This is a genomic window from Burkholderia sp. BCC1985 (assembly GCF_905339915.1).
Lineage (GTDB): Bacteria > Pseudomonadota > Gammaproteobacteria > Burkholderiales > Burkholderiaceae > Burkholderia.
The window spans coordinates 1-21,198 of the sequence record NZ_CAJPGY010000057.1; the positions used below are offsets into that span (position 1 = coordinate 1).

Annotated in this window: 23 protein-coding genes and 1 pseudogene; 6 read left to right on the forward strand and 18 right to left on the reverse strand. The window is 69.4% G+C overall.

The features are described 5' to 3' along the window. From U4Z31_RS33295 to U4Z31_RS33305, 3 genes and pseudogenes are all read right to left on the reverse strand, one after another. A pseudogene (locus U4Z31_RS33295) lies at positions 1-222 on the reverse strand (lipoyl synthase); the annotation flags it as partial. Next, positions 215-970 carry a lipoyl(octanoyl) transferase LipB gene (lipB, locus tag U4Z31_RS33300; protein ID WP_124571346.1) on the reverse strand — a complete coding sequence of 252 codons (756 nt, stop codon included), beginning with the start codon at positions 968-970 and terminating at the stop codon, positions 215-217. The gene lipB and the pseudogene U4Z31_RS33295, both read right to left, overlap by 8 nt. An 83-nt stretch (positions 971-1,053) precedes the next feature. Then, the gene (locus U4Z31_RS33305) at positions 1,054-1,380 is read right to left on the reverse strand and encodes a DUF2917 domain-containing protein (protein ID WP_044846777.1); all 327 of its coding nucleotides are present in this window, start codon (positions 1,378-1,380) and stop codon (positions 1,054-1,056) included. A 102-nt stretch (positions 1,381-1,482) separates the two neighbouring features. Between U4Z31_RS33305 and U4Z31_RS33310 the strand changes: the two genes are divergently transcribed. Beyond that, a complete protein-coding gene (locus U4Z31_RS33310; protein WP_044846754.1) occupies positions 1,483-2,472 on the forward strand; it encodes a transcriptional regulator GcvA in 990 nt (329 codons plus the stop codon). Here the strand turns inward: U4Z31_RS33310 and U4Z31_RS33315 are convergent. From U4Z31_RS33315 to U4Z31_RS33360, 10 genes are all read right to left on the reverse strand, one after another. Continuing rightward, a complete protein-coding gene (locus U4Z31_RS33315) occupies positions 2,456-2,764 on the reverse strand; it encodes a YbeD family protein (RefSeq protein WP_044846755.1) in 309 nt (102 codons plus the stop codon). The two genes, U4Z31_RS33310 and U4Z31_RS33315, sit on opposite strands and share 17 nt — an antisense overlap. Then, positions 2,764-3,690 (reverse strand): D-amino acid aminotransferase, encoded by a 927-nt coding sequence (locus tag U4Z31_RS33320; RefSeq protein ID WP_321812609.1) that lies wholly within the window; start codon positions 3,688-3,690, stop codon positions 2,764-2,766. Before U4Z31_RS33320 ends, U4Z31_RS33315 begins: the two co-directional genes overlap by 1 nt. A gap of 48 nt (positions 3,691-3,738) precedes the next feature. Further along, the gene (locus U4Z31_RS33325; protein ID WP_044846757.1) at positions 3,739-5,055 is read right to left on the reverse strand and encodes a D-alanyl-D-alanine carboxypeptidase family protein; all 1,317 of its coding nucleotides are present in this window, start codon (positions 5,053-5,055) and stop codon (positions 3,739-3,741) included. Between the two features lie 485 nt (positions 5,056-5,540). Continuing rightward, the gene (locus U4Z31_RS33330; protein ID WP_044846758.1) at positions 5,541-6,185 is read right to left on the reverse strand and encodes an alpha/beta hydrolase; all 645 of its coding nucleotides are present in this window, start codon (positions 6,183-6,185) and stop codon (positions 5,541-5,543) included. 13 nt (positions 6,186-6,198) lie between these two features. Next, positions 6,199-6,516 (reverse strand): (2Fe-2S) ferredoxin domain-containing protein, encoded by a 318-nt coding sequence (locus U4Z31_RS33335; protein ID WP_044846759.1) that lies wholly within the window; start codon positions 6,514-6,516, stop codon positions 6,199-6,201. Positions 6,517-6,662: 146 nt separating this feature from the next. Beyond that, positions 6,663-7,814 carry a VanZ family protein gene (locus tag U4Z31_RS33340; protein WP_321812610.1) on the reverse strand — a complete coding sequence of 384 codons (1,152 nt, stop codon included), beginning with the start codon at positions 7,812-7,814 and terminating at the stop codon, positions 6,663-6,665. Positions 7,815-7,833: 19 nt separating this feature from the next. Then, positions 7,834-8,457: an ABC-type transport auxiliary lipoprotein family protein gene (locus tag U4Z31_RS33345; RefSeq protein ID WP_321800666.1), complete on the reverse strand. Its 624-nt coding sequence runs from the start codon at positions 8,455-8,457 to the stop codon at positions 7,834-7,836. 89 nt (positions 8,458-8,546) lie between these two features. Continuing rightward, on the reverse strand, positions 8,547-9,482 hold the full coding sequence (locus U4Z31_RS33350; RefSeq protein WP_044846761.1) for an MlaD family protein: 936 nt from the start codon (positions 9,480-9,482) through the stop codon (positions 8,547-8,549). 27 nt (positions 9,483-9,509) lie between these two features. Further along, positions 9,510-10,439: an ABC transporter ATP-binding protein gene (locus tag U4Z31_RS33355; protein WP_124486560.1), complete on the reverse strand. Its 930-nt coding sequence runs from the start codon at positions 10,437-10,439 to the stop codon at positions 9,510-9,512. Further along, a complete protein-coding gene (locus tag U4Z31_RS33360; protein ID WP_044846763.1) occupies positions 10,436-11,560 on the reverse strand; it encodes an MlaE family ABC transporter permease in 1,125 nt (374 codons plus the stop codon). The genes U4Z31_RS33355 and U4Z31_RS33360 overlap by 4 nt, the downstream gene beginning before the upstream one ends. A gap of 319 nt (positions 11,561-11,879) precedes the next feature. On the opposite strand from U4Z31_RS33360, the gene U4Z31_RS33365 reads away from it, so the two are divergent. Both U4Z31_RS33365 and U4Z31_RS33370 read left to right on the forward strand, forming a co-directional pair. Continuing rightward, the gene (locus tag U4Z31_RS33365; protein WP_321812611.1) at positions 11,880-13,949 is read left to right on the forward strand and encodes a bifunctional 2',3'-cyclic-nucleotide 2'-phosphodiesterase/3'-nucleotidase; all 2,070 of its coding nucleotides are present in this window, start codon (positions 11,880-11,882) and stop codon (positions 13,947-13,949) included. 14 nt (positions 13,950-13,963) lie between these two features. Continuing rightward, positions 13,964-14,809: a tetratricopeptide repeat protein gene (locus U4Z31_RS33370; RefSeq protein WP_321812612.1), complete on the forward strand. Its 846-nt coding sequence runs from the start codon at positions 13,964-13,966 to the stop codon at positions 14,807-14,809. A gap of 43 nt (positions 14,810-14,852) precedes the next feature. Here the strand turns inward: U4Z31_RS33370 and U4Z31_RS33375 are convergent, their stop codons facing one another. Together U4Z31_RS33375 and U4Z31_RS33380 are read right to left on the reverse strand one after the other, a co-directional pair. After that, positions 14,853-15,362 (reverse strand): hypothetical protein, encoded by a 510-nt coding sequence (locus U4Z31_RS33375; protein ID WP_044846766.1) that lies wholly within the window; start codon positions 15,360-15,362, stop codon positions 14,853-14,855. A 32-nt stretch (positions 15,363-15,394) separates the two neighbouring features. Beyond that, positions 15,395-15,577 carry a hypothetical protein gene (locus U4Z31_RS33380; protein ID WP_321812613.1) on the reverse strand — a complete coding sequence of 61 codons (183 nt, stop codon included), beginning with the start codon at positions 15,575-15,577 and terminating at the stop codon, positions 15,395-15,397. A 352-nt stretch (positions 15,578-15,929) separates the two neighbouring features. Between U4Z31_RS33380 and U4Z31_RS33385 the strand changes: the two genes are divergently transcribed. From U4Z31_RS33385 to U4Z31_RS33395, 3 genes are all read left to right on the forward strand, one after another. Next, positions 15,930-16,850 (forward strand): biotin--[acetyl-CoA-carboxylase] ligase, encoded by a 921-nt coding sequence (locus U4Z31_RS33385; protein WP_044846767.1) that lies wholly within the window; start codon positions 15,930-15,932, stop codon positions 16,848-16,850. After that, positions 16,847-17,635 (forward strand): type III pantothenate kinase, encoded by a 789-nt coding sequence (locus U4Z31_RS33390; RefSeq protein ID WP_321812614.1) that lies wholly within the window; start codon positions 16,847-16,849, stop codon positions 17,633-17,635. Before U4Z31_RS33385 ends, U4Z31_RS33390 begins: the two co-directional genes overlap by 4 nt. A gap of 76 nt (positions 17,636-17,711) precedes the next feature. Next, positions 17,712-17,942, forward strand: coding sequence for a hypothetical protein (locus tag U4Z31_RS33395; protein ID WP_321812615.1), 231 nt, complete (start codon positions 17,712-17,714; stop codon positions 17,940-17,942). A gap of 16 nt (positions 17,943-17,958) precedes the next feature. On the opposite strand, the gene rfaE2 is transcribed toward U4Z31_RS33395, so the two are convergent. The 3 genes from rfaE2 to U4Z31_RS33410 all read right to left on the reverse strand — a co-directional run bounded on the left by rfaE2 (position 17,959) and on the right by U4Z31_RS33410 (position 21,198). After that, on the reverse strand, positions 17,959-18,444 hold the full coding sequence (rfaE2, locus tag U4Z31_RS33400; RefSeq protein WP_151068638.1) for a D-glycero-beta-D-manno-heptose 1-phosphate adenylyltransferase: 486 nt from the start codon (positions 18,442-18,444) through the stop codon (positions 17,959-17,961). A 162-nt stretch (positions 18,445-18,606) separates the two neighbouring features. Continuing rightward, on the reverse strand, positions 18,607-19,485 hold the full coding sequence (locus tag U4Z31_RS33405) for a ferritin (protein ID WP_059451551.1): 879 nt from the start codon (positions 19,483-19,485) through the stop codon (positions 18,607-18,609). Positions 19,486-19,971: 486 nt separating this feature from the next. Beyond that, positions 19,972-21,198, reverse strand: coding sequence for a patatin-like phospholipase family protein (locus U4Z31_RS33410; protein ID WP_044846772.1), 1,227 nt, complete (start codon positions 21,196-21,198; stop codon positions 19,972-19,974).

Below are 21,198 nucleotides of genomic sequence, written 5' to 3' on the forward strand. Positions count from 1 at the left end.
ATGCAGGTTGTGCTCGCGCAGGATCGTCTTGATCTCGTTGAAGCGCGAGCTGCCGGTGGCCGCCTTCACGCGGATCCACTCCGGCTTCTTCAGCTTCTCGATCGGAACGACCTTGATCGGGATGCGCGCCGTCTTCGCCTGCGCCTTCTGCTTGGCGGTGGGATCGTAGGCAGCGGTCGCGGCCGAGTCGGCCGGTGCGGGGGAAGCGGTAACGTCAGTCATTCGAATGTTCCAGTGCCTGCGGCTTGTCGGCGGCCGCGGATGCGCCATCGAGGTTGGCAATCAGACGACCCACCAGCGTGTGGGCGACGTCGTTCCAGTCGGCGGCAACCTCGAGGCTCGCCATGTCGACGGTTTCCAGTCCGGCATAGCCGCACGGGTTGATCGCGAGAAACGGGCGCAGATCCATCTTCACGTTCAGGCTCAGCCCGTGATAGCTGCAGCCGTTGCGGATCTTCAGGCCGAGGGCCGCGATCTTCGCGCCTTCGTGCACGCCGGATGCCACGTAGATGCCCGGCGCGCCCGCCTTGCGGACCGAAGCGAGATTATACGCCGCGAGGGTTTCGATCACGGCCTCCTCGATCTTCGTCACGAGCGTGCGCACCATCAGCTTGCGCCGGCGCAGGTCCAGCAGCAGGTAGGCGACGATCTGGCCGGGGCCGTGGTAGGTGATTTGCCCGCCGCGGTCGACCTTCACGAGCGGCACGCCGCTGTCGGCCACCAGCAGGTGGGCCGGGTCGCCGGCCTGGCCGAGCGTGTAGACGGGCGGATGCTCGACGACCCAGATTTCGTCGCCGGTGTCGGCCGTGCGCGTGTCGGTGAACGCGCGCATCGCGTCGAAGCTCGTCTCGTAGGCCTCGCTGCCCCGCCAGCGCACGGTGACCGGCACGACGGGCTGAACCGGAGACCCGGCGGGCGATTCGGAAACAGCGACAGGCGTGGACACGATGGCAACCGGCGAAACGGACATGGGCGGTAGTTTACCGAAAACCCATGCGTCTCGCCGGCTCCGGATGGGGACGGATCGCGAGCATCCGTCAGAGGAAAGGTCGGTCAGACGGTGCGCCAGCCGTCGTGGAACAGCGCGTTCACGCGGTTGCGCAGGCGCGCCAGCGCGCCGCGCGCGACTTCCCCGGCCGGCCGCGACACCGAGAACGCGACCTGCGCGCCCTGCCGGCCTTCCGCGCTGAGCCACAGCCGCTCGCCGCGACGCAGCCGGAGCGTCTCGCCGTCGACCAGGAAGTAGTCTTCGACGTCGTTGCTGCGCGTCGCCCACACCGGCCCGCATTGCACCGTCAGACGCGTGCTGCGCTGCACCTTCATCGGCACGGTCTCGCCCGCGGGGATTTCGAACGTGATGCTTGAAGAAATTTCTTGCATGATCGACTCCGCCAATAAATGCTTCGATGGCTACAATCGTAGTCACTTCAAGGCACCCGACCAAACGACCAATTTTCACGTCGATGTGAGGAAAATTAGCAAATGGACCTCCGCCAGCTGCCTGCGCTGAACGCGATTCGCGCGTTCGAAGCCGCCGCCCGTCACGAGAATTTCTCCCGCGCCGCCGACGAGCTGTACGTCACCCACGGCGCGGTCAGCCACCAGGTTCGCGCGCTCGAGGAGGAGCTCGGCGTGCAGCTGTTCACGCGCAACGGCAAGCGGCTGTGCCTGACCGACGCCGGCATGCGCTACGCGCAGCAGGTGCGCACCGCGCTGATGCAGATCGCCGATGCGACGCGCGAGGTGCGCGCGAGCGACCGCGGACGGCGGCTGGTGGTGTCGATGCTGTCGTCGTTCGCCGCGCGCTTCATCACGCCGCGCATCGGCACGTTCATCGAGCGGCATCCGGAAATCGACGTCGAGCTGCAGTCCACCAACTCGCTCACCGACTTCGCGCGCGACGACGTCGATCTCGCGATCCGCTTCGGCTCCGGCAGCTATCCGGGGCTGCACGTCGAGCCGCTGTTCGAGGAAGTGTTCTTTCCGGCGTGCTCGCCGACGCTGAACGGCGGCAAGCTGCCGCAGACGCCCGCCGATCTCGTGCACTACAACCTGCTGCGCTCGGACGACGAGCTGTGGCGGCCGTGGTTCGACGCGGCGGGGCTCGATACATTGACCGAGCCGAAACGGGGGATTCTGTACCAGGATTCGTCGAACCTGCTGCTGGCCGCGATCGACGGCCAGGGCATCGCGCTGGTGCGCCGCTCGCTCGCGGTGCACGACCTGCTGGACGGGCGTCTCGTGCGCCTGTTCGACATCGACGGGCAGAGCCCGTGGCACTATTTTTTCGTGTGTCCGCCGCCGCTCGTGAACACGCCGCGCGTGCAGGCGTTCAGGACCTGGCTGCTTCAGGAAGTCGCGGAGTACCAGCAGCTGTGCGACGAGCTGGACGCGCGGCGCGCGGCGGGGAAAACCCCCGCCGAGTGCGCGCAGGAAGGAGGATGGAAAGCGGCCCTCAGAGCACGACCTTGACCATCGGATGGCCGGTCAGTGCGCGGTAGATGTCGTCGAGCTGTTGCTGGCTCGTGGCGCGCACGGTGATCGTGAGGCCGGTGTAGTTGCCGCCGCTCGAGGCACGCTCCTCGATCTTCTCGACGTCGATCTCGTTGTCGTGGACGGCCACGACCTTGAAGATCGTATCCTTGAACTCCGGGTGCGCCTTGCCCATGATCTTGATCGGGAAGTCGCACGGAAACTCCAGCAGCGACTCCTTCCGGGCATCGATCGCGCCGGTGACCTCGATGGTTTTGGTCGGTTCGCTCATCACTTTCTCCGGGTTAGGTCAAACTGTTCAAACTCGCGTGCCTTCGCACGCTGGTACGCGTCGTACAACGCCGCGAACACGGGGCCCGGCTTGCCGCCCTGCACGGGCAGGTCGTCGAGCGACGTGACGGGCAAAATCTCCTTCGTGGCCGACGTGATCATGATCTCGTCCGCCGAGCGCAGCTCGGCTTCGCTGATCTCGCGCGCGACGAACGGAATGCCGCATTCGTCGGCCAGCTGCTCGACCAGCGCGTAGCGGATCCCTTCGAGGATCCTGTTGCTGCGCGGCGGCGCGTACAGCTCGCCGTTCTTCACGACCCACACGTTCGACGACGAGCCTTCGGTCACGTTGTCGTCGCGCAGCTGGATCGTCTCGAACGCGTCGCGTTCGGCCGCATGCTGCGCCATCAACACGTTGCCGAGCAGCGAGATCGACTTGATGTCGCAATGCAGCCAGCGGCGATCCTCGGCCGTCACGCAGCGCACGCCCTGCGCGCGCTCCTGGTCCGACGGCAGGCGCAGCGGGCTCGTCATCGCGAACACCGTCGGCACCGTATTCGCCGGGAACGCGTGGCCGCGCTTCGCGACACCGCGCGTCACCTGCAGGTAGACGAGCGCATGGCCGTCGCCGAGGCCTTCCGCATTCGCGGCGACGACGCGCTCGATCAGCGCGCGCCAGCCGGCCGCGTCATGCGGATTGTCGATGCCGATCTTCTTCAGGCTGCGCGCGAGCCGCTCCAGATGCTGTTCGATCCGGAACGGCACGTGCGCGCCGTCATGCGCATAAACGGGGACGACTTCATACACGCCATCGCCGAAGATGAACCCGCGGTCGAGCACCGGCACGCGGGCTTCCGACAGCGGCACCAGTTCCTCGTGCGACGACACGCTGAGGTAGACGATCGGTTCGAATTCGGCTTGGCTCATGGCAATGACAGATGGGGATGAAGTCGTGAAAACAAAGGCCCGTCGCGCTTACTTCTTCTTGCTGAACATCAGCAGGATCGAGTCCCAGATACGGCCGAAGATACCCGCTTCCGGCACGGCCTGCAGCGCGACGACCGGGAACTCCGACAGCGTCTTGCCGTCGGCGACGATCTTCACGGTACCGACCTGCTGGCCTTCCGCGAGCGGCGCGATCAGCGGCGCGTTGACCTCGACTTCCGGCTTGACCTTGTCGCCCAGGCCGCGCGGCACGGTCACCCACTGGTCGCCCTTCACGCCGACCTGCACGGTGTTTTCCTTGCCCTTGTAGATGCGCGGCGTCGACATCGCCTGGCCGCCCTTGAACAGGCGCACCGCGTCGAACGCGCTATAGCCGTAGTTCAGCATCTTCATGCTGTCCTGCGTGCGCTCGCCTTCCTTCTGCTCGCCCATCATCACCGACACGAGACGGCGCTGGCTGTCGACACCCGGGATCGCGCGCTTCGCCGACGCGATCAGGCAGTAGCCGGCCGCCTGCGTATGGCCCGTCTTCAGGCCGTCGACCGTCGGATCCAGCCACAGCAGGCGGTTGCGGTTGCCCTGGCGGATGTTGTTGTACTTGAACTCCTTCTCCGAGAAGATGCTGTAGTACTGCGGAAAATCGCGGATCAGGTGCGCGGACAGCTTCGCGAGGTCGCCGGCCGTCGTGTAGTGGTTCGGGTCGGGCATGCCGTTCACGTCGGCGAAGTGGGTGCCCTTCATGCCGAGGCGCGCCGCCTCGTCGTTCATCAGCGTGACGAACTGCCCTTCGCTGCCGCCGACCAGTTCGGCCAGCGCGATCGCGGCGTCGTTGCCCGACTGGATGATCATGCCGTACACGAGGTCGTGCACCGACACCGGCTTGTTCGCCTCGATGAACATGCGCGACTCGTCGGTGCCGACGCGGCGTACCGCGACGCTCGGCGTGACGATCTGCTCCATCGAGATCTTCTTCTTGTCGAGCGCCTCGAACACCAGGTAGGCCGTCATCAGCTTCGTCAGCGATGCGGGCTCGACGCGTTCGTCGGCGTTGCCCGATGCGAGCACCGTGTTGCTCGTCGCATCGACGAGCACCCACGAGCGCGCGTTCACGCCCGGCGGCGGCACCGCGCCCGGCATGAAGGTCGCGGGTGCGCCGGTGAACTGCTCGGCGGCGGCGGCCGGCGCGGCATGCGCGGCCTTGGCCTTGGCGGCCGGCTTCGCCTCGGCGACGACGATCGTCGACGCGAGCGCGACGGGCAGCATCACGCCCAGCGCGACGTTGCGCGCGGCGGTGCCGAAGGCGATGGAAGAAGCGAGGGACTTGAGGCCTTGGGGAGACAGACGCATGATCGATTCAGGCTGATGGCAGAAAGTGCGGCGCGAAACGCGCAAGGGTTGAACGGCAAGGCGGCGGGCGTTCCGGCGTTCGTCCGACTGCGTCGGACGGCGCGAAACGCGCCGGTTGGACTCGTGCGGACGCGTTCGGTTCGCGGCCGTCGCGAGCGGGCGGACAGGCGGCGAAACGAGCGCCGCATGGGCCCAGCCGGGCCGCGGGCGACGCGAATTGCGGCCATTATACGTGGCTGCGAACGGCGTTTTCGGGAACCGTCGCGCGGGCGGCCGCACGCCGGCTTCGAGACGATGGCGTGGCTTCGCTGCGAGAGAGGGTGATCGAAGCCGCGCGAAAGGCGTGCGCAGGCGCCGCGCAAGTCGGGTTGCGCCGCGCCGCAGCGGGCATGGGCGACCGTGCCGTGACACGATGCGGCGCGATGTCGCGCGAGCGGCGACATCGCACGCGTGCGGCAGCGGCGCCGCACGCCGGGTTCAGCGCATCAACGCCACGCGTCGACGATGATGCGCTTCAGCACGTGCAGCTTGCGATGGAAGAAATGCTCGGCACCGGGGATCACGACGACCGGCAGTTCCTGCGGCCGCGCCCAGTCGTAGACCGACGCGATCGGCACCGTGTCGTCGGTTTCGCCGTGGATCACGAGCGTGTTCTCCGGCACCTCGGCGACCTGCCAGCGGCTCGCGGCCGTGCCGACGAACACCATCCGCTCGATCGTCTCGCCCGCGTCGCGCAGCCGCTTCGCGACATGCGACAGCACGAAGGTGCCGAACGAGAAGCCCGCGAGCACGAGCGGCAGGTCCGCATACGCGGGCTGCGCGCGCATGTGCGCGAGCACGGCGAGCAGGTCGTCGGCCTCGCCGACACCGTTGTCGTGCACGCCCTCGGTCGCGCCGACGCCGCGGAAGTTGGACCGGTACACCACGTAGCCGAGCTGGACCAGCGTGCGCGCAAGGGTTTGCGCGACCTTGTTGTCCATCGTGCCGCCGAACAGCGGATGCGGGTGCGCGACGAGCGCGATGCCGCGAGGCGCGGCGCTGGCGTCGCGCATGGCGTCCGGCAGGTCGACCGCGATTTCGATCTGCCCGACCGGGCCGGCGATCAGCGACTTCTGCGTATGAACGTTCATTCGGCCGGCCCGCTCAGATCTTCAGGCGCTCGACGACCTTGCCGTCGCGCAGGTGCGATTCGACGATCTCGTCGATGTCGGCCTGGTCGACGTACGTGTACCACGTGCCTTCCGGATACACGACCATCACGGGCCCTTCCTCGCAGCGGTCGAGGCAGCCGGCCTTGTTGATGCGGACCTTGCCGGGCCCCGCGAGGCCGAGTTCCTTCACGCGCTTTTTCGCGTATTCCTGCATGGTCTGCGCATCGCATTGCGCGCAGCTCGGACGCTCGGCGCCCGGGTCGCGCTGGTTCAGGCAGAAGAAGACGTGGTGCTGGTAGTAGGAATCCATGATGGTGACGAGCGGCCCGGCGCGGTGCCGGGCGGAAAGAGGGGCGATCGCCGTTGCGCGCGGCAACGGATGTGCGGACGATTATAACGAGCGGCGCGCGCCGCTGCCCGCGACCGAACCGTGGCCGCCCTGCCCGGCGTGCCGCGTCAGCGCCGCGGCGCGGCCGGCAGCCACGCGCGCTCGACCCGCTGGCCGAGCCAGATCAGCGCCGCGTAGGGCCAGATCCACGCGAGCCAGCGCGCGATGCTGTTGAAGTGCACGTAGCGGCCCTGCCGCCAGCCCGACAGCGTGAAGTCGAAAAACGGGTTGACGGGCAGCAGGTTGACGAGTGCCACGCCGGCCAGCAGCGCGAGCGCCGCGAGAAGCGCGCGCCACGCGGCCGGCACGCGCAATGCAAGCAGGGCCGCCGCGAAGCCGAGCTCGATGCCGAGCCGCGCACCGGGCGTCGCCCACACGACGACGAGGCCGGTGCTCGACTGCATGAAGGTCGCGGCCGCCTTCAGCGCGAGCGTCGCGACGACGAACCCGATCAGGAGCCGCACGCGCGGCGCGCGCTCGCGCATCGCGAGCGACGCGATCGCCAGCGCGGCGAACAGCATCAACCCGCCGAGCGCGGCTTCCCACGCGGAGTCGGACAGCCAGCCGTCGACACGCTCGGGCCATTCGCTCACGCGCCACGCGGCCGGCAGCCACGCGAGCAGCGCGTCCTGCATCGAGCCGTCGGCGCGTTCCCACAGCGCGGCCGGCCAGTCGCCGATGCCGAACAGGAACGGCGACGGAAACAGGATCGCGAACGGCCACAGTCCGGCGAGCAGCAGCGGCGTCGCGCCGTCGTTCTCGAACCACGCGAAGCGCAGCCGGCGCAGCGCGCCGCGCTCGAGCAGCGCGCCGGTGGCCGGTGCCGCGAGCGCCGCGCCGAGCAGCGCGCCGAGCGCGTTGGCCGCGAGGTCGAGATTCGACGCGACACGCGTCGGCAGGTAGGTCTGCAGCGCCTCCATCGCCCCCGACAGCAGCACGCCGAGGCCGCCGACGATCAGCGTCGCGGCCACGCCGCGCCAGCGCGGATGCAGCGCGAGCACGCCGAGGGCGCCGAACGGCAGGTAGCCGAGCACGTTGGTGACCACGTCGAACGCGGTCACATAGCGCTGCATCGGCGCGAACAAGTAGTCGAACGGCCCGATGCCGAGCGACACCCAGCCGTCGAACGGATACAGCGATGCATAGACGACGAGCGCCGCATACGCAGCGAACGCCTGCCGCGCCAGCGACGACGCGCGCGACGTGCCCGGCGCGCTCATCGCGGCTGCGCGCGGTGCGTCACGGGTTGCCCGCGTACGCCTGCACGCCGACCCACGCGGCGATCTGCGACACGAGCTCGTCGCTCGCGGCCGCGAGCGCACGCGCGCCGCCTTCCGCATCGGGCGTGCTCGACGGCGCGCGCGCGACGAAGGTGCGCTGGCCGAGCACCTTGCCGTCCTGCATCAGCGTCGCGCGCGCGGTGACCGCGCCGTGGCTCTGCGACTGCCCGTCGAACACCTGCTCGAATTCGTTCAGGTCGACCTTCAGCGTCGGCGCGCGCACGCCGTCGGTGCCTTCGAGCACCGCGCCGCGCGACGACAGCGCGCCGCGCAGCCGCTGCGTGAGCAGTTGCGCGGGTGGCGCGGTCCAGCGGCTGTCGCGATAGACGGCCATGCGCTGCGCATCCGCATACGCGAGGCGGTAGACGAACTTGTCCGTGTCGAGCGCGTCGGGCGCGGCGACGTCGAGCACCTTCAGCGCGGGCCCGGTGCCGGCCGTGACGACCGATGCGGCCGGCCCGAGGTCGTAGCGGACGTTCGACAGCGCCGCGGCGTTGCCGGCGCAGCCGGCGGCACACGCGAGCGTCAGCACCGCGAGCGCGGTCGCGGCCGGACGCAGCGCGCGGTCAAGGATTCGTGGCATGGCATGTTCCTGCATGATGTTTCCGGTTTCGATGGCGTGATGGCCCGGTCTCGCACCGGGGCGGTCGAGCGGCGGGCTGGCGATGCGCTTCATTTCCCGGCCGCGGCACCCGCCCCCGGCCAGACGAAGCCCGCCTCGCCGGGCCCGGGCGCGGAACCGGGCGAGCCGAACAACAGACTGCGCGGGTTGCGGCCGAGTTCACCGGCGACGTCCTTCAATTGCCGCGACGCATCGCCGACGCTGCCGGCCAGCGCGTTGAAACGCGGCAGCGTGTCGTACTGGACCCGCGCGTTCAGGTCGTTCAGCGCGACGCCGACCTGCTCGGCAGCCGAGCCGGCCTTGTTCAGGTTCGACACGAGCGGCCCGTTCGGCTGCAGCAGCGTGTTCGCCGATGCCATCGCGCGATCGACCTGGTGCATCGTCTCCGGCAGCGCGGCCACCGCCGGCGCGAGCTGCTTCGACAGCGTCGCCGCGCCGTCCGCCGCATGCTGCAGGCTTTCGGCCGTCGCGCGCAGCTGCTCGCGCATCTCCGGCGACATCAGTGCGTTCGCGCTTTTCGCCGCCAGTTCGAGCTGCCGCAGCAGCACGTCGCCGCGCTCCTGGATCTGGTCGAACAGGCTCGGCCGCATCGGGATCTGCGCGATCGCCTTCGGCGACGACGGCAGCGGCGCCAGGTCGCGCCCCGTATCCTCGAGCTGCACGAACGCGATGCCCGTCACGCCCTGGAAGCCGAGGCTGCCGTAGGTCGACTGCGTGATCGGCGCGTCGCGATCGACGAGGATCCGGATCCGGATCTGGCCCGGATGCGCGCGATCGAAGCCGATCGACTGCACCTTGCCGACGTCGAGGCCGCGAAAACGCACGGCCGCATCGGGGAACAGGCCCGTCACGTTGGTGCGCGCGAGCAGGTCGTACGGCACGCGCACGGTACGGTCGACGTTGAACCAGAACACGGTGCCCGCGATCGCGAGCGTCAGCGCGATCGTGAACAGGCCGGCCCAGAACGCATGTGATTTGTTTTCCATTCGCGGGTTCCTTGCTTCTTGCCTTGCTTACAGATCGACGCTCGACGGCGCCGGTTCGAGGGCCGCCTTCGGCAGCTTCGCGCGCCGCTCGGGCGGCAGCGCCTGCAGCGCGCGGCGCCCGCGCAGCCCCAGGAAATATTCGTGGATGAACGGATGGTCGACGTTCGCGGCCTCCTCGACGGGAGCCGCGACCAGCACCTTGCGGTCGGCCAGCACCGCGACGCGCGTCGACAGCGCGACCATCGTGTCGAGATCGTGCGTCACCATCACGACCGTCAGCCCGAGCGTGCGGTGCAGCGTCGCGATCAGCTCGACGAATTCGTCGGACGCCTGCGGGTCGAGGCCGGCGGTCGGCTCGTCGAGGAACAGCAGCTCCGGCTCGAGCGCGATCGCGCGCGCGATGCCGACCCGCTTCACCATCCCGCCCGACAGCGCGGCCGGCATCTTCGACGCGTGCTTGCACGGCAGCCCGACCATCTCGAGCTTCAGCATCACGATGTCGTGCAGCAGGTCGGGCGGCACGCGGCCGAGCTCGCGCAACGGCTGCGCGACGTTGTCGAACACCGTCATCGACGAAAACAGCGCGCCCTGCTGGAACAGCATCCCCGAGCGCGTGCGCATCATCCGCGCGGTCGCGTCGTCGATCTTCGACGTGTCCTCGCCGAACACCTTGATCGTGCCCGACGTCGGCCGCTCGAGGCCGAGGATCTGCCGCACCAGCGTCGTCTTGCCCGAGCCCGAGCCGCCGACGATCGCCACGATCTCGCCGCGCCGCACGTCGAAATCGAGCTTCTGGTGAATGATGTTGCGCCCGTAGCGCTTCGTCAGGTTGCGCACCTCGATCACGAGGTCGTCGCCGGGCACGGCGGCGCCCGGCGGCGTGCCGACCGAGCCTGCGCCGATTGCCGCGGCATGCGCGCTGGCGGCACCGGCCGCCGGTTCGTTCGACGCGTTCATCCGAGCCCCACGTTCTGGAACAGGATCGCGAACACCGCGTCGGCGAGGATCACGACCGTGATCGACGAGACGACCGAGGTCGTCGTCCCTTCGCCGAGGCTCTGCGAGTTCGCCTTGATCCGGAAACCGAAATGACAGGCGACCAGCGCGATCAGCATGCCGAACACGACGCCCTTGCCGATGCCGATGTACAGGTTCGCGATCGGCACGACGCCCGGCAGCGAGCGCACGAAATAGTTGACGTCGATGCCGAGCACCAGCTTCGCGGCGAGCGCGCCGCCGGTGAGCGCGATGATGTTGGTCCACATCACGAGCAGCGGCATCGCGACGCCGAGCGCGAGCACGCGCGGCAGGATCAGCCGCAGCCCGTGCGGGATGCCCATCACGCGCATCGCGTCGAGTTCCTCGGTCACGCGCATCACGCCGATCTGCGCGGTGATCGCCGACCCCGAGCGGCCCGCGACGAGGATCGCCGACAGCACGGGCCCAAGCTCGCGGATCACCGACAGCCCGAGGATGTTCACGATGTAGCGGTTCGCGCCGAACATCTGCAGCTGCTGCGCGGACAGGTAGCTCAGCACGATGCCGATCAGGAACGCGACCAGCGCGGTGATCGGCAGCGCCTGCGCGCCGGCGCTGTAGATGTTCGCCGAGGTTTCCTTCCACGGCATCGTCTGCGGGCGGCGCAGCACCGACAGCGCATCGAGGATCACGAGGCCGAACATCGCGATGCCGCCCTGCAGGTGTTCGGCGAACGCGAAGATCGCCTGGCCGAGGCGCGTGACGGGATCGAACCGCACGACGCGCTCCGGCGCCTCGCGCTGGCTGTCGAGGCGTTCGATCCGCTCGAAGATCGTGCGCTGCGTGGCGGACAGCTCGACGCCGGCCGGCAGCTTGCGGCCCCACACGCGCCACAGCGCCTGGCCGCCGACGTGGTCGAGTCGCTCGATGCCGGACAGATCCCATTCGTTCACGCGCCCGGACGCGATGCCCGCGATGCGGCGCGCGACCGCGCCGCGGTTGCGCGCAAGCGCGAGGGCGGTCCATTGGCCGTACAGGCGCACCGTCTGACCCTGGCCGCCGGCGTCGACCGACAGGCCGGGAGGAGTCTCGAAGTCCAAGGGCGGATTGTTTGCAAAAGGATGACAGCGGCCATTGTAGCGAACCGCCCGGCGCCGCGACGTGAGGATTGCCGTCGGGGCGCGCGGCCGGGAGCGCGTGGCCAGCGCGTCGGGCCGCGGGCATCCGGTTGCGGGTGCCCGGCCCGCCACGGCGCACCGTTCGCCGCCGGACCGGCATGCCGGGCGCGCGACCTTTCATTCTTCCGTCACGTTTCCTTTCGATACTCTCACGCGCCGCACGTCAGGCCGTCGGCGCCCGCGCCGCCATCTCGCGGCGCGCCTCGCGATTCATAGAACAGAACACCGAACAGGACAATCGATGCGTCTCCCCCCGCTTTCCCGCCGCCGCGCGACCGCCGCCGCCGCGCTCGCCAGCCTCGCCTTCGCCCTCGCCGGTTGCGGCGGCGACGACGTCACCGCTCCGCCGTCATCGCAGACGCAGGCCCAGGCGCCCGCCGGCACGACCACGACGCTCGCGCTGCTCGAAACGACCGACCTGCACACCAACGTGCTGTCGTACGACTATTTCAAGCTCGCCGCCGACAAGTCGCTCGGCTTCGAGCGCGTGTCGACGCTGATCGCGCAGGCGCGCGCGCAGTACCCGAACACGCTGCTGCTCGACAACGGCGACACGATCCAGGGCACCGCGCTGTCGGACTACCAGGCGCTCGTGAACCCGATCGGCTGCGACCAGACGCTCGCGATCTACAAGGTGATGAACGCCGCGAAGTTCGACGGCGGCGGGATCGGCAACCATGAGTTCAACTACGGGCTGCCGTACCTGTCGCAGGTGACCGGCAACACGTTCGACGTCGACGGGCTGCCGGCCCCCGCGCAGCAGAAGAAGTGCGCGGGCCCGAACTTCCCGCAGGTGCTCGCGAACGTGATCAGCGCGAGGACCAACGCGCCGCTGTTCACGCCGTACACGATCCTCACCCGCACGGTGACGGCCGTCACGCCCGACGGCAAGACCGTCAGCGCGCCGGTGAAGATCGGCATCATCGGCTTCACGCCGCCCGCGATCATGAGCTGGGACAAGCGCTGGCTCGACGGCAAGGTCTACACGACCGGCCTGAAGGAAGCGGCCGAGAAGTACATTCCGGAGATGCGCGCGAAGGGCGCCGACCTCGTCGTCGCGATCTCGCACGGCGGCCTCGACAACACCGCGTACTCGCCGACGATGGAGAACGGCAGCTGGTGGCTGTCGAAGGTGCCCGGCATCGACGCGATGCTGATCGGCCACTCGCACCAGGTGTTCCCGGACGCGAACAGCACCGTGGCGCAGTTCAACCTGCCGGGCGTCGACAAGGCGAAGGGCACCGTCAACGGCGTGCCGACCGTGATGGCCAACTACTGGGGCAAGCATCTCGGCGTGATCAAGCTCGGTCTTAAGTTCGACGGCAAGACTTGGAGCGTCGACAAGTCGCAGACGACCGTCGAGGCGCGGCCGATCCAGAACGCGGACAAGAGCTACGTCGCCGCCGATCCGTCGGTGTCCGCCGCGATCGCCGCCGAGCACCAGGCGACGATCGACTACGTGAAGACGCCGATCGGCTCGACCGACTACCGGATGAACTCGTACTTCGCCGACGTCGGCGATCCGGGCGCGATCCAGATCGTCAACGAGGCGCAGGCCGACTACGTGAAGACCTACGTGCAGGCGAACCTGCCGCAATACGCGTCGCTGCCGGTGCTGTCGGTCAGCGCGCCGTTCAAGAGCGGCTTCGGCGGCGGCAGCGACTACACCGACGTCGCGCCCGGCGCGCTCGCGATCAACAACGCGGCCGACCTGTACCTGTATCCGAACACCGTGTACGCGGTGAAGGTGAGCGGCAGCGACGTGAAGAACTGGCTCGAGACGGCCGCGAAACGCTTCAACACGATCGACCCGACCCAGGCGACCGTGCAGCCGCTCGTCAGCAGCTTCCCCGGCTACAACTTCGACATGTTCACGTCCGCCGATCTCGCGTACGAGATCGACGTCACGCAGCCGGTCGGCAGCCGGATCAGGAACCTGACGTACAAGGGCGCGCCGATCGACCCGAACGCGCAGTTCATCGTCGCGACCAACAACTACCGCGCGAGCGGCGGCGGCAACTTCCCGGGCCTCGACGGCAGCAAGACGATCTTCGCGTCGCCCGACGCGAACCGCGACGTGCTGATCGCGTTCATCAAGAAACGCGGCGCGATCACGCGCGCGGCCGACGGCGCGCAGCGCAGCTGGCGCTTCACGAAGCTCGCGAGCTCGGTCGCGCACGTGCGGTTCACGTCCGCGCCGAACCGGCTCGGCGACGCGGCGGCTGCCGGCCTGAGCGGCCTCACGCAGGTCGCGGCCGACGACGGCTCGGGCAAGAACCTCGCCATCTACGAGATCGACCTCACGCAATGACCACGAGACCCGCGATGCAACCGATCCGGACGATGCGGCCGGCCGAGGCCGGCTTCACCGCCGCCGCGCGGCGCCTGCTGCGCGCGAAACTCCCGCCGGCCGCGTTGCTGGCGGCGGCGGCCGTGACCGTCGCGGCCGTGGTCGCCGCGACCGGCTGGCGCGCCACCGGCCCCGCGCCGAGCGCCGCGCAGCTCGACGAATGGCAGGCGATGGTCGCGCAGGCCGTCGAGCCGCACGCGCTCGCGCAGTTGCGCACCCTCGCGCGCCGCGGTTCGGGCGACGCGCAGGCGGCGCTCGGCATCGCGCTGGTCGATGCGCGCGAGCCGGGGCTGCGCGACGAGGGACGCGGCTGGCTCGAAACCGCCGCGCAGGCGGACGGCCGTGCCGACACGCCGGCCGCGCGGCGTGCGCAGCTGGCACTCGGCAAGGCTCTGCTGCTCGGCAGCGGCGACATCCCGAAGGATTACGCACGCGCCCGCGCGCTGCTCGGCGAAGCGGCCGGACGGGGCGATCCAGCCGCCGCGTATTACCTCGGGCTGATCTATCGGAGTGGCTACGGGATCGCGGCCGATCCGGTGCAGGCCGCGCACTGGTTCGAGCTCGCGTCGCGCGCGGACCTCCCGGCCGCGGACTTCATGCTCGCGAACGCGTACCGCGAAGGCAGCGGCGTGCCGCGCGACGAAGCGCGCGCGCTCGCGCTGTATCGCCGGGCGGCGGAACACGAGCTGCCGGAAGCCGTGCAGACGCTCGCGATGGCGTATCGCAACGGCGAGCTGGGGCTCAAGCCCGACGCGGACGAATTCCACGCGCAGTGGATCGAAACCGCGCATGCGCTGAAGCACCCGGTCATCGCGCCGTGATGCGCGCGAGCCGCCTGGCCGGGTGCCGTCGCGGCATCCGCCGTCAGGCGGCGCCGCTCCGCGCGGGTCGCTCCAGGCGCATGTACGAGTCGGACACGATCAGTCCGAAGACGATGTGATCGAGCGCGCTCACCCAGCCTCGCGCGTCGGCGAACCACGGGAACAACTGTGTCATGCCGTAGTAGTTGACCACGTACAGCAGCACGCCGAATACGGCCCCCGCCACGCTGGCCATCCCGATGCTCGAATCCAGGCTGAAACACGCAATGATCACGGCCAGGACCAGCGCAAATACGATCGACAACGCGAAGTGCACGCCCAGCGCGGCCAGCAGCGTCCCCACTTCGACCGTGGCCGACGGCGCGAGCGCGTCATCGCCGAAGTAGATGGCCGCGATCATGCGCAGCGGCGCCCACGCGTCGTGTCCGATGATTGCCGCCGCGACGACCTGGACGACGAGGAAAACCGCGCCAGCCACGCACCCGCCGATCACGGCGGCTCGCCACACCGGAATGCGGCGCACGTAATGGTGCGAATGCATGTGGAGTTGCATGGCCACCTCCTTGAAAACGGTCGGCCGTCGCATCAGCGCCGGTGCGTATGCGACGTACCCGCGCGCACCGCCGACCATGCCGACTCGAGCGAGTCCATCAGCCGGCGACAGGCGCACGTCGTCGGGAGCCCGGCGACATCGGCGATCCGGCGCGTCTTGCGGTGAAGGCGCGCGAACAGGCTGGACGGGCTCGAACCCGAATGAAGCGGGTTCATCGCCATTTCCGTCGATGCGGCAACGACGAGGACGCGCCGGCGCGCGCCGATTCGTCTGCGTTACTGCCGGCAACACCGTCGAACGCGCCGCCACAGCGGATACTTCGAACGTAGTCGTGCCGGTCGCCAAATTCAAGATGCCGGCCGGCGGCGGTACGCGACTGTGCCGGGTTCGGCAGGCAAAGCGGCAACAGGCCCGCGGTCAAGCAGGACACCGACCGCGAGCATTCGCGCATCCGTGCAAGCCGAGCCTGAAAAACAGGTAGCCGCGCCGGATGCGCGGCCATCATCGTCGATCTTGCTGCCGGTGCTTCCACGCGCCCCTTGCGCCCCTGTCGCTACAATAGCCACCATGAACGCCCCCACCTCCTCCGACACGCCCGATTCCGGCGACGCGCACATCGCGCGCAACCGGCTCGAGGCGCACCTGGATGCCGCGCCGCGCGCGTGGCCGCTCGACATCGTTGCCGCCACCGGCTCGACCAACGCCGACGTCGCGACGCGCCTCAAGGCGCTGCCGCGCGCCGCGAACGCGCTGCCCGCGCCGCTCGTGCGCGTCGCGTTCGAGCAGACGGCCGGCCGCGGCCGGCAAGGCCGCCCGTGGTTCGCGCAGCCCGGCAACGCGCTGCTGTGCTCGGTCGGCTGCATCGTGCCGCGCCCCGTGGACGCGCTCGGCGGCCTCAGCATCGCGATCGGCGTCGCGCTCGCGGAAGGGCTCGCCGCGCTGCCGCTCGACGCCCGCACGCGCGTCGCGCTCAAATGGCCGAACGACCTGCTGCTGACGGTCACCGACGACGGCACGCCGCGCATCGTCGGCAAGCTCGCCGGGATCCTGATCGAAACCGTCTGGACCACCGCCGACGCGACCGCCGTCGTGATCGGCTTCGGCATCAACGTGCGCGGCGCGGAAGCCGTCGCCGCGCAGGTCGACGCGCTGCGCGCGCGCGAAGCGACGCTCGCGAGCGGGCTGCCGCCGGCCGCGCTGTCGGCGGCGTGCGCATCGGCCAACCTCACCGATACGCTCGCCGCCGCGCTGAACGCGCTCACCCCCGCCCTCGCGCAGTTCGGCACCGACGGGCTCGCGCCGTTCCTGCCGCGCTGGCACGCGCTGCACGCATACGCGGGGCGCGAAGTCGTGCTGCTCGAACAGGGTGTCGAACGCGTGCGCGGCATCGCGACCGGCATCGACGCGACCGGCCAGTTGCTGCTCGACACGCCCGATGGCGTGCGGGCGATCGCGGCCGGCGACGTATCGCTGCGCGAAGCGCAATGAACGAACCGCATCTGCTGATCGACGCCGGCAACAGCCGGATCAAGTGGGCGCTCGCCGACGCGCAGCGCACGCTCGTCGACACCGGCGCGTTCGGCCATACGCGCGACGGCGGCGCCGATCCCGACTGGTCGGCCGTGCCGCGTCCGCGCGGCGCATGGATCTCGAACGTCGCGGGTGCCGACGTGGCCGCCCGGCTCGACGCGCTGCTCGACGCCCGTTGGCCCGGCCTGCCGCGCACGACGATCCGCTCGCGGCCCGCGCAATGCGGCGTGACGAACGGCTATACGACGCCCGAACAGCTCGGCAGCGATCGCTGGGCCGGTTTGATCGGCGCGCATGCGGCGTTTCCGGGCGAGCATCTGCTGATCGCGACGTTCGGCACGGCGACGACGCTCGAAGCGCTGCGTGCGGACGGTCGTTTCACCGGCGGGCTGATCGCGCCGGGCTGGGCGCTGATGATGCACGCGCTCGGCACGCACACCGCGCAATTGCCGACGCTGACCACCGACATCGCGAGCGGGCTGCTCGCGGGCGCGCAGGCCGAGCCGTTCCAGGTCGATACGCCGCGCTCGCTGTCGGCCGGCTGCCTGTACGCGCAGGCGGGGCTGATCGAACGCGCGTGGCGCGATCTCGCCGATGCGTGGCAGGCCCCCGTGCGGCTCGTGCTGGCAGGCGGTGCGGCCGACGACGTCGCGCGTGCGCTGACGCTGCCGCATACGCGGCACGATGCGCTGATCCTGTCCGGGCTTGCGCTGATCGCCGCGGAAGCGGCGGCGCAGGATTGACGTAAAACCGGCCGGCATCGCGCCGACTGAACGACCGAACGACCGAACGACTGAACGACGACGAGGAGTGTCGACGATGCTGCGCTGGCTGATCGCTGTTCTCTTTCTCGCGAACCTGCTCGCGTTCGTCGCCGTGCGCGGCGTGTTCGGGCCGCTGCCGGCGGCCGGTCCGCGCGAACCGGGCGTGCTGTCCCGGCAGGTGCGGCCCGAGGCGCTGCATGCGATGCCGCTCGCGCAGGCGGCCGATCAGCCGGTGATCGGCGCGCCGGCCGTCCCGGCCGAGCCGTTCGCGGCATCCGCGCCCTGACGGCGCGGCACCCGCATCAGGACTGCTGCGCGCGCACCTTCTTCAGCAGCGCGGTGGTCGAGCGGTCGTGCTCGAACGGAATCGCGAGCGCCCGCCCGCCCCAGCCGCGCACGATCGCCGATTCCGGCAGCGCGTCCATGTCGTAGTCGCCGCCCTTCACGAGAATGTCCGGACGGACGGCCTCGATCAGCGATACCGGCGTCTTCTCCTCGAACTTCACGACCCAGTCGACGCTTTCCAGCGCCGCGAGCAGCGCCATGCGGTCTTCCTCGCGGTTGATCGGCCGGTCGTCGCCCTTGCCGAGCATGCGCACCGACGCATCGCTGTTCACGCCGACGATCAGGCATGCGCCGAGCGCCTTCGCATCGGCGAGATAGGTGACGTGGCCACGGTGCAGGATGTCGAACACGCCGTTCGTGAACACGACGGGCGAAGGCAGCGAAGCGCGCAGCGCAACCAGGGCGTCACGGGTGATCAGCTTGCGTTCGAAGGTAGCGGGCATGATGGATTTCGGATGGCGTGAGCGGCGCGCGGTGCACGTCGCGACGGAACACGGCGGCGCCAGATAAAAAGCCCGCCGGATCGCCGGGCGGGCTTCATGCGGGAATACGGGGCGGCGAGCGCGGCCGGCGGCGCTTCACGCCGGCTGCGACGCCGCGCGGCCTCAGGCCGGTTGCGCGGCCGACGACGGGCCGCTTTCGGACTGCAGGCGGCCGGTGACTTCCTTGCGATAGCGGTTCAGTTCCTGCGCGGTCGCGAAGGTTCGCTCGAACAGGATCGACAGGTTGTGCAGGATCCGCTCGACGACCTTCTTTTCCCACTCGCCGTCGAAGCGGATCTGCTCGTCGAGCCAGCGCTCGAGCCATTCCGGATCGGGCAGGCGCGACTGCACGGTGTCGCGCGGGAACAGCGCCTGGTTCACGTGCAGGTTGGTCGGGTGCAGCGGCTTCTCGGTGCGGCGCGCCGACGCCATCAGCACGCCGATCTTCGCGAACGCCGCGCGCGCGACGTCGCCGCAGTTGTTCAGCGCCTTCTTCATATAGCGCAGGTAAGCGCCGCCGTGGCGCGCTTCATCGCGCGAGATCGTTTCGTAGATGTGCTTGATGACCGGTTCGGTGTGCCAGTCGGCCGCGCAGCGATACCAGTGGTTCAGGCGGATCTCGCCGCAGAAGTGCAGCATCAGCGTCTCGAGCGGCGGCGCCGGGTCGAACTCGAAGCGCACCGCGTGCAGTTCCTCTTCGGTAGGCACCATTTCCGGCCGGAAGCGGCGCAGGTATTCCATCAGCACGAGCGAATGCTTCTGCTCCTCGAAGAACCACACGCTCATGAACGCGGAAAAGTCGCTGTCGTGCTGGTTGTCGCGCAGGAACATTTCCGTCGCGGGCAGCGCCGACCATTCGGTGATCGCGTTCATCTTGATCGTCTTCGCCTGCTCGTCGGTGAGCAGCGAAGCGTCGAACTTGTCCCACGGAATGTCCTTCTCCATGTCCCAGCGGACAGCTTCGAGCGACCTGTAAAGTTCCGGATAAAGCATGGTGTTCATGATGGTCCCACCCCTGTTCTGCGCAATGCGACTTCTCTAAACGTGACTGTTGCCGCGCGGGCGCGCGAACGCGCTTTTTGCAGCCAAGACTCTAATTTTACGCGTGAATCCAGCCCCCGGACGCAGATTCCGCGTTCGGCAGCCGGGCGGCCGCGTAGCCGCCTTGAAGCACGCCGCGACCCCGCTCCGCTCGAACGGAACCGACCGCGCGTGCCTGATGTGGGGGCCGGCGCAGGCCGGCTCGGTGGCGAGCCCGCCCGGCGCCACGCGGTCCCCGGACGGGTTCCCGTGCGACCGCCGGACCGGCGGGCTGCTCGATATGGTGTATACGGCGGCGGCCATGATAGCACGCACACATGACGGTTCCGAGACGCGGAACCGGTCGCGGGCCGCCAACGGCGGTGCGGCGATCGGTCGCAGGCCCCGTCGCGAAAACGCAACCGAAATGTAAGCTGGGTCGCTTTCGGGCCAGCCCTGGCCTGTCGGTCAGACCCGTATTTCGCCTGTCGCGAGACCGCCTTCGGGCGGCGTGCCGGCCGCCGGCGCGCTGCCGCCGTCGGCCCGGGCGATCCAGTCCGCCAGCGTGTCGCGCTGCGCGCGCCCGTCGCGGTAGCCGAGTTCGATCAGCTCGCGCGTGAACGCCTCCTCGAACAACAGGTAGCTCGCGAACGACGCGCCGGCCGGCTGGCTGCCGCCGATCGCGCCGAGCAGCCCGCGCATCGTCGCCGGCATCTGCTTCAGGTGTTTCGCGGCGATCAGCTCGATGCGCTCGGACGGCGCGATCGCGAGCACGTCGACGTGCCGCCAGCCGCTGTCGACTTCGACCTGGTGCGGCAAATGCTCGATCATCCGGTTGATGTGCTCGATCCGTTCGATGTCCGAGCCGATCGAGTCGAGAAACACGCTCGCGAGCACCTGCTGGCCGATCTGCGCGGGCGTCGGGTAACCGCGCACCAGCCCCGAGCCGTTCGCGGCGGGAATTTCGGGCCGCGGATCGGCCGCGCCGACGACGACGATCCGGTCCGCGCCGAAGTGGATCGCCGGCGACAGCGGCGCGACCTGGCGGATCGACCCGTCGCCGAAGTATTCGATCTGGCCGTCGAGCACGAGCGGCACGGCCGGGAACACGAACGGAATGGCCGACGACGCGAGCAGGTGCGACGCCGACAGATCGACGAGCCGTGCGGTGCGCTGCGCGCGCCGCCATGCCTGGATCGGCTCGGCGGCCTGGTAGAAGGTCAGGTGCCGGCCGCTCGAATAGCTGAGCGCCGTCACCGACAGCGCATGCAGCAGGCGGGCCTCGAGCATCTGCTCGATCCGGTGGAAGCTCAGCTCGCGCTGCAGCAGGTGCGCGAGCGGCGCGTTGTCGAGCAGCCCGCGCGGCGAGCGGCGCGCCGCCCAGCCGAAGGTCATCGTCGCGAGCCAGCGTGCGCCCGCCGCGGCGATGCCGAGCCAGTCGGTGCGATACACGTAGTCCGCGCGCAGCGGCTCCCAGAATTCGAGCAGGCGCCGCACGCCGTGCGAAAAGTCGTCAGCATGGCTTGCGATCGACGTCGCATTGATCGCGCCGGCCGATGACCCGCAGACCACCGTGAACGGCACCGTCTGCCGGTTCGGATCGGCCTCGCGCGCGATTTCGGCCAGCGCCTTCAGCACGCCGACCTGATAGGCGGCGCGTGCGCCGCCTCCCATCAGCACGAGCGCGAGCCGCAT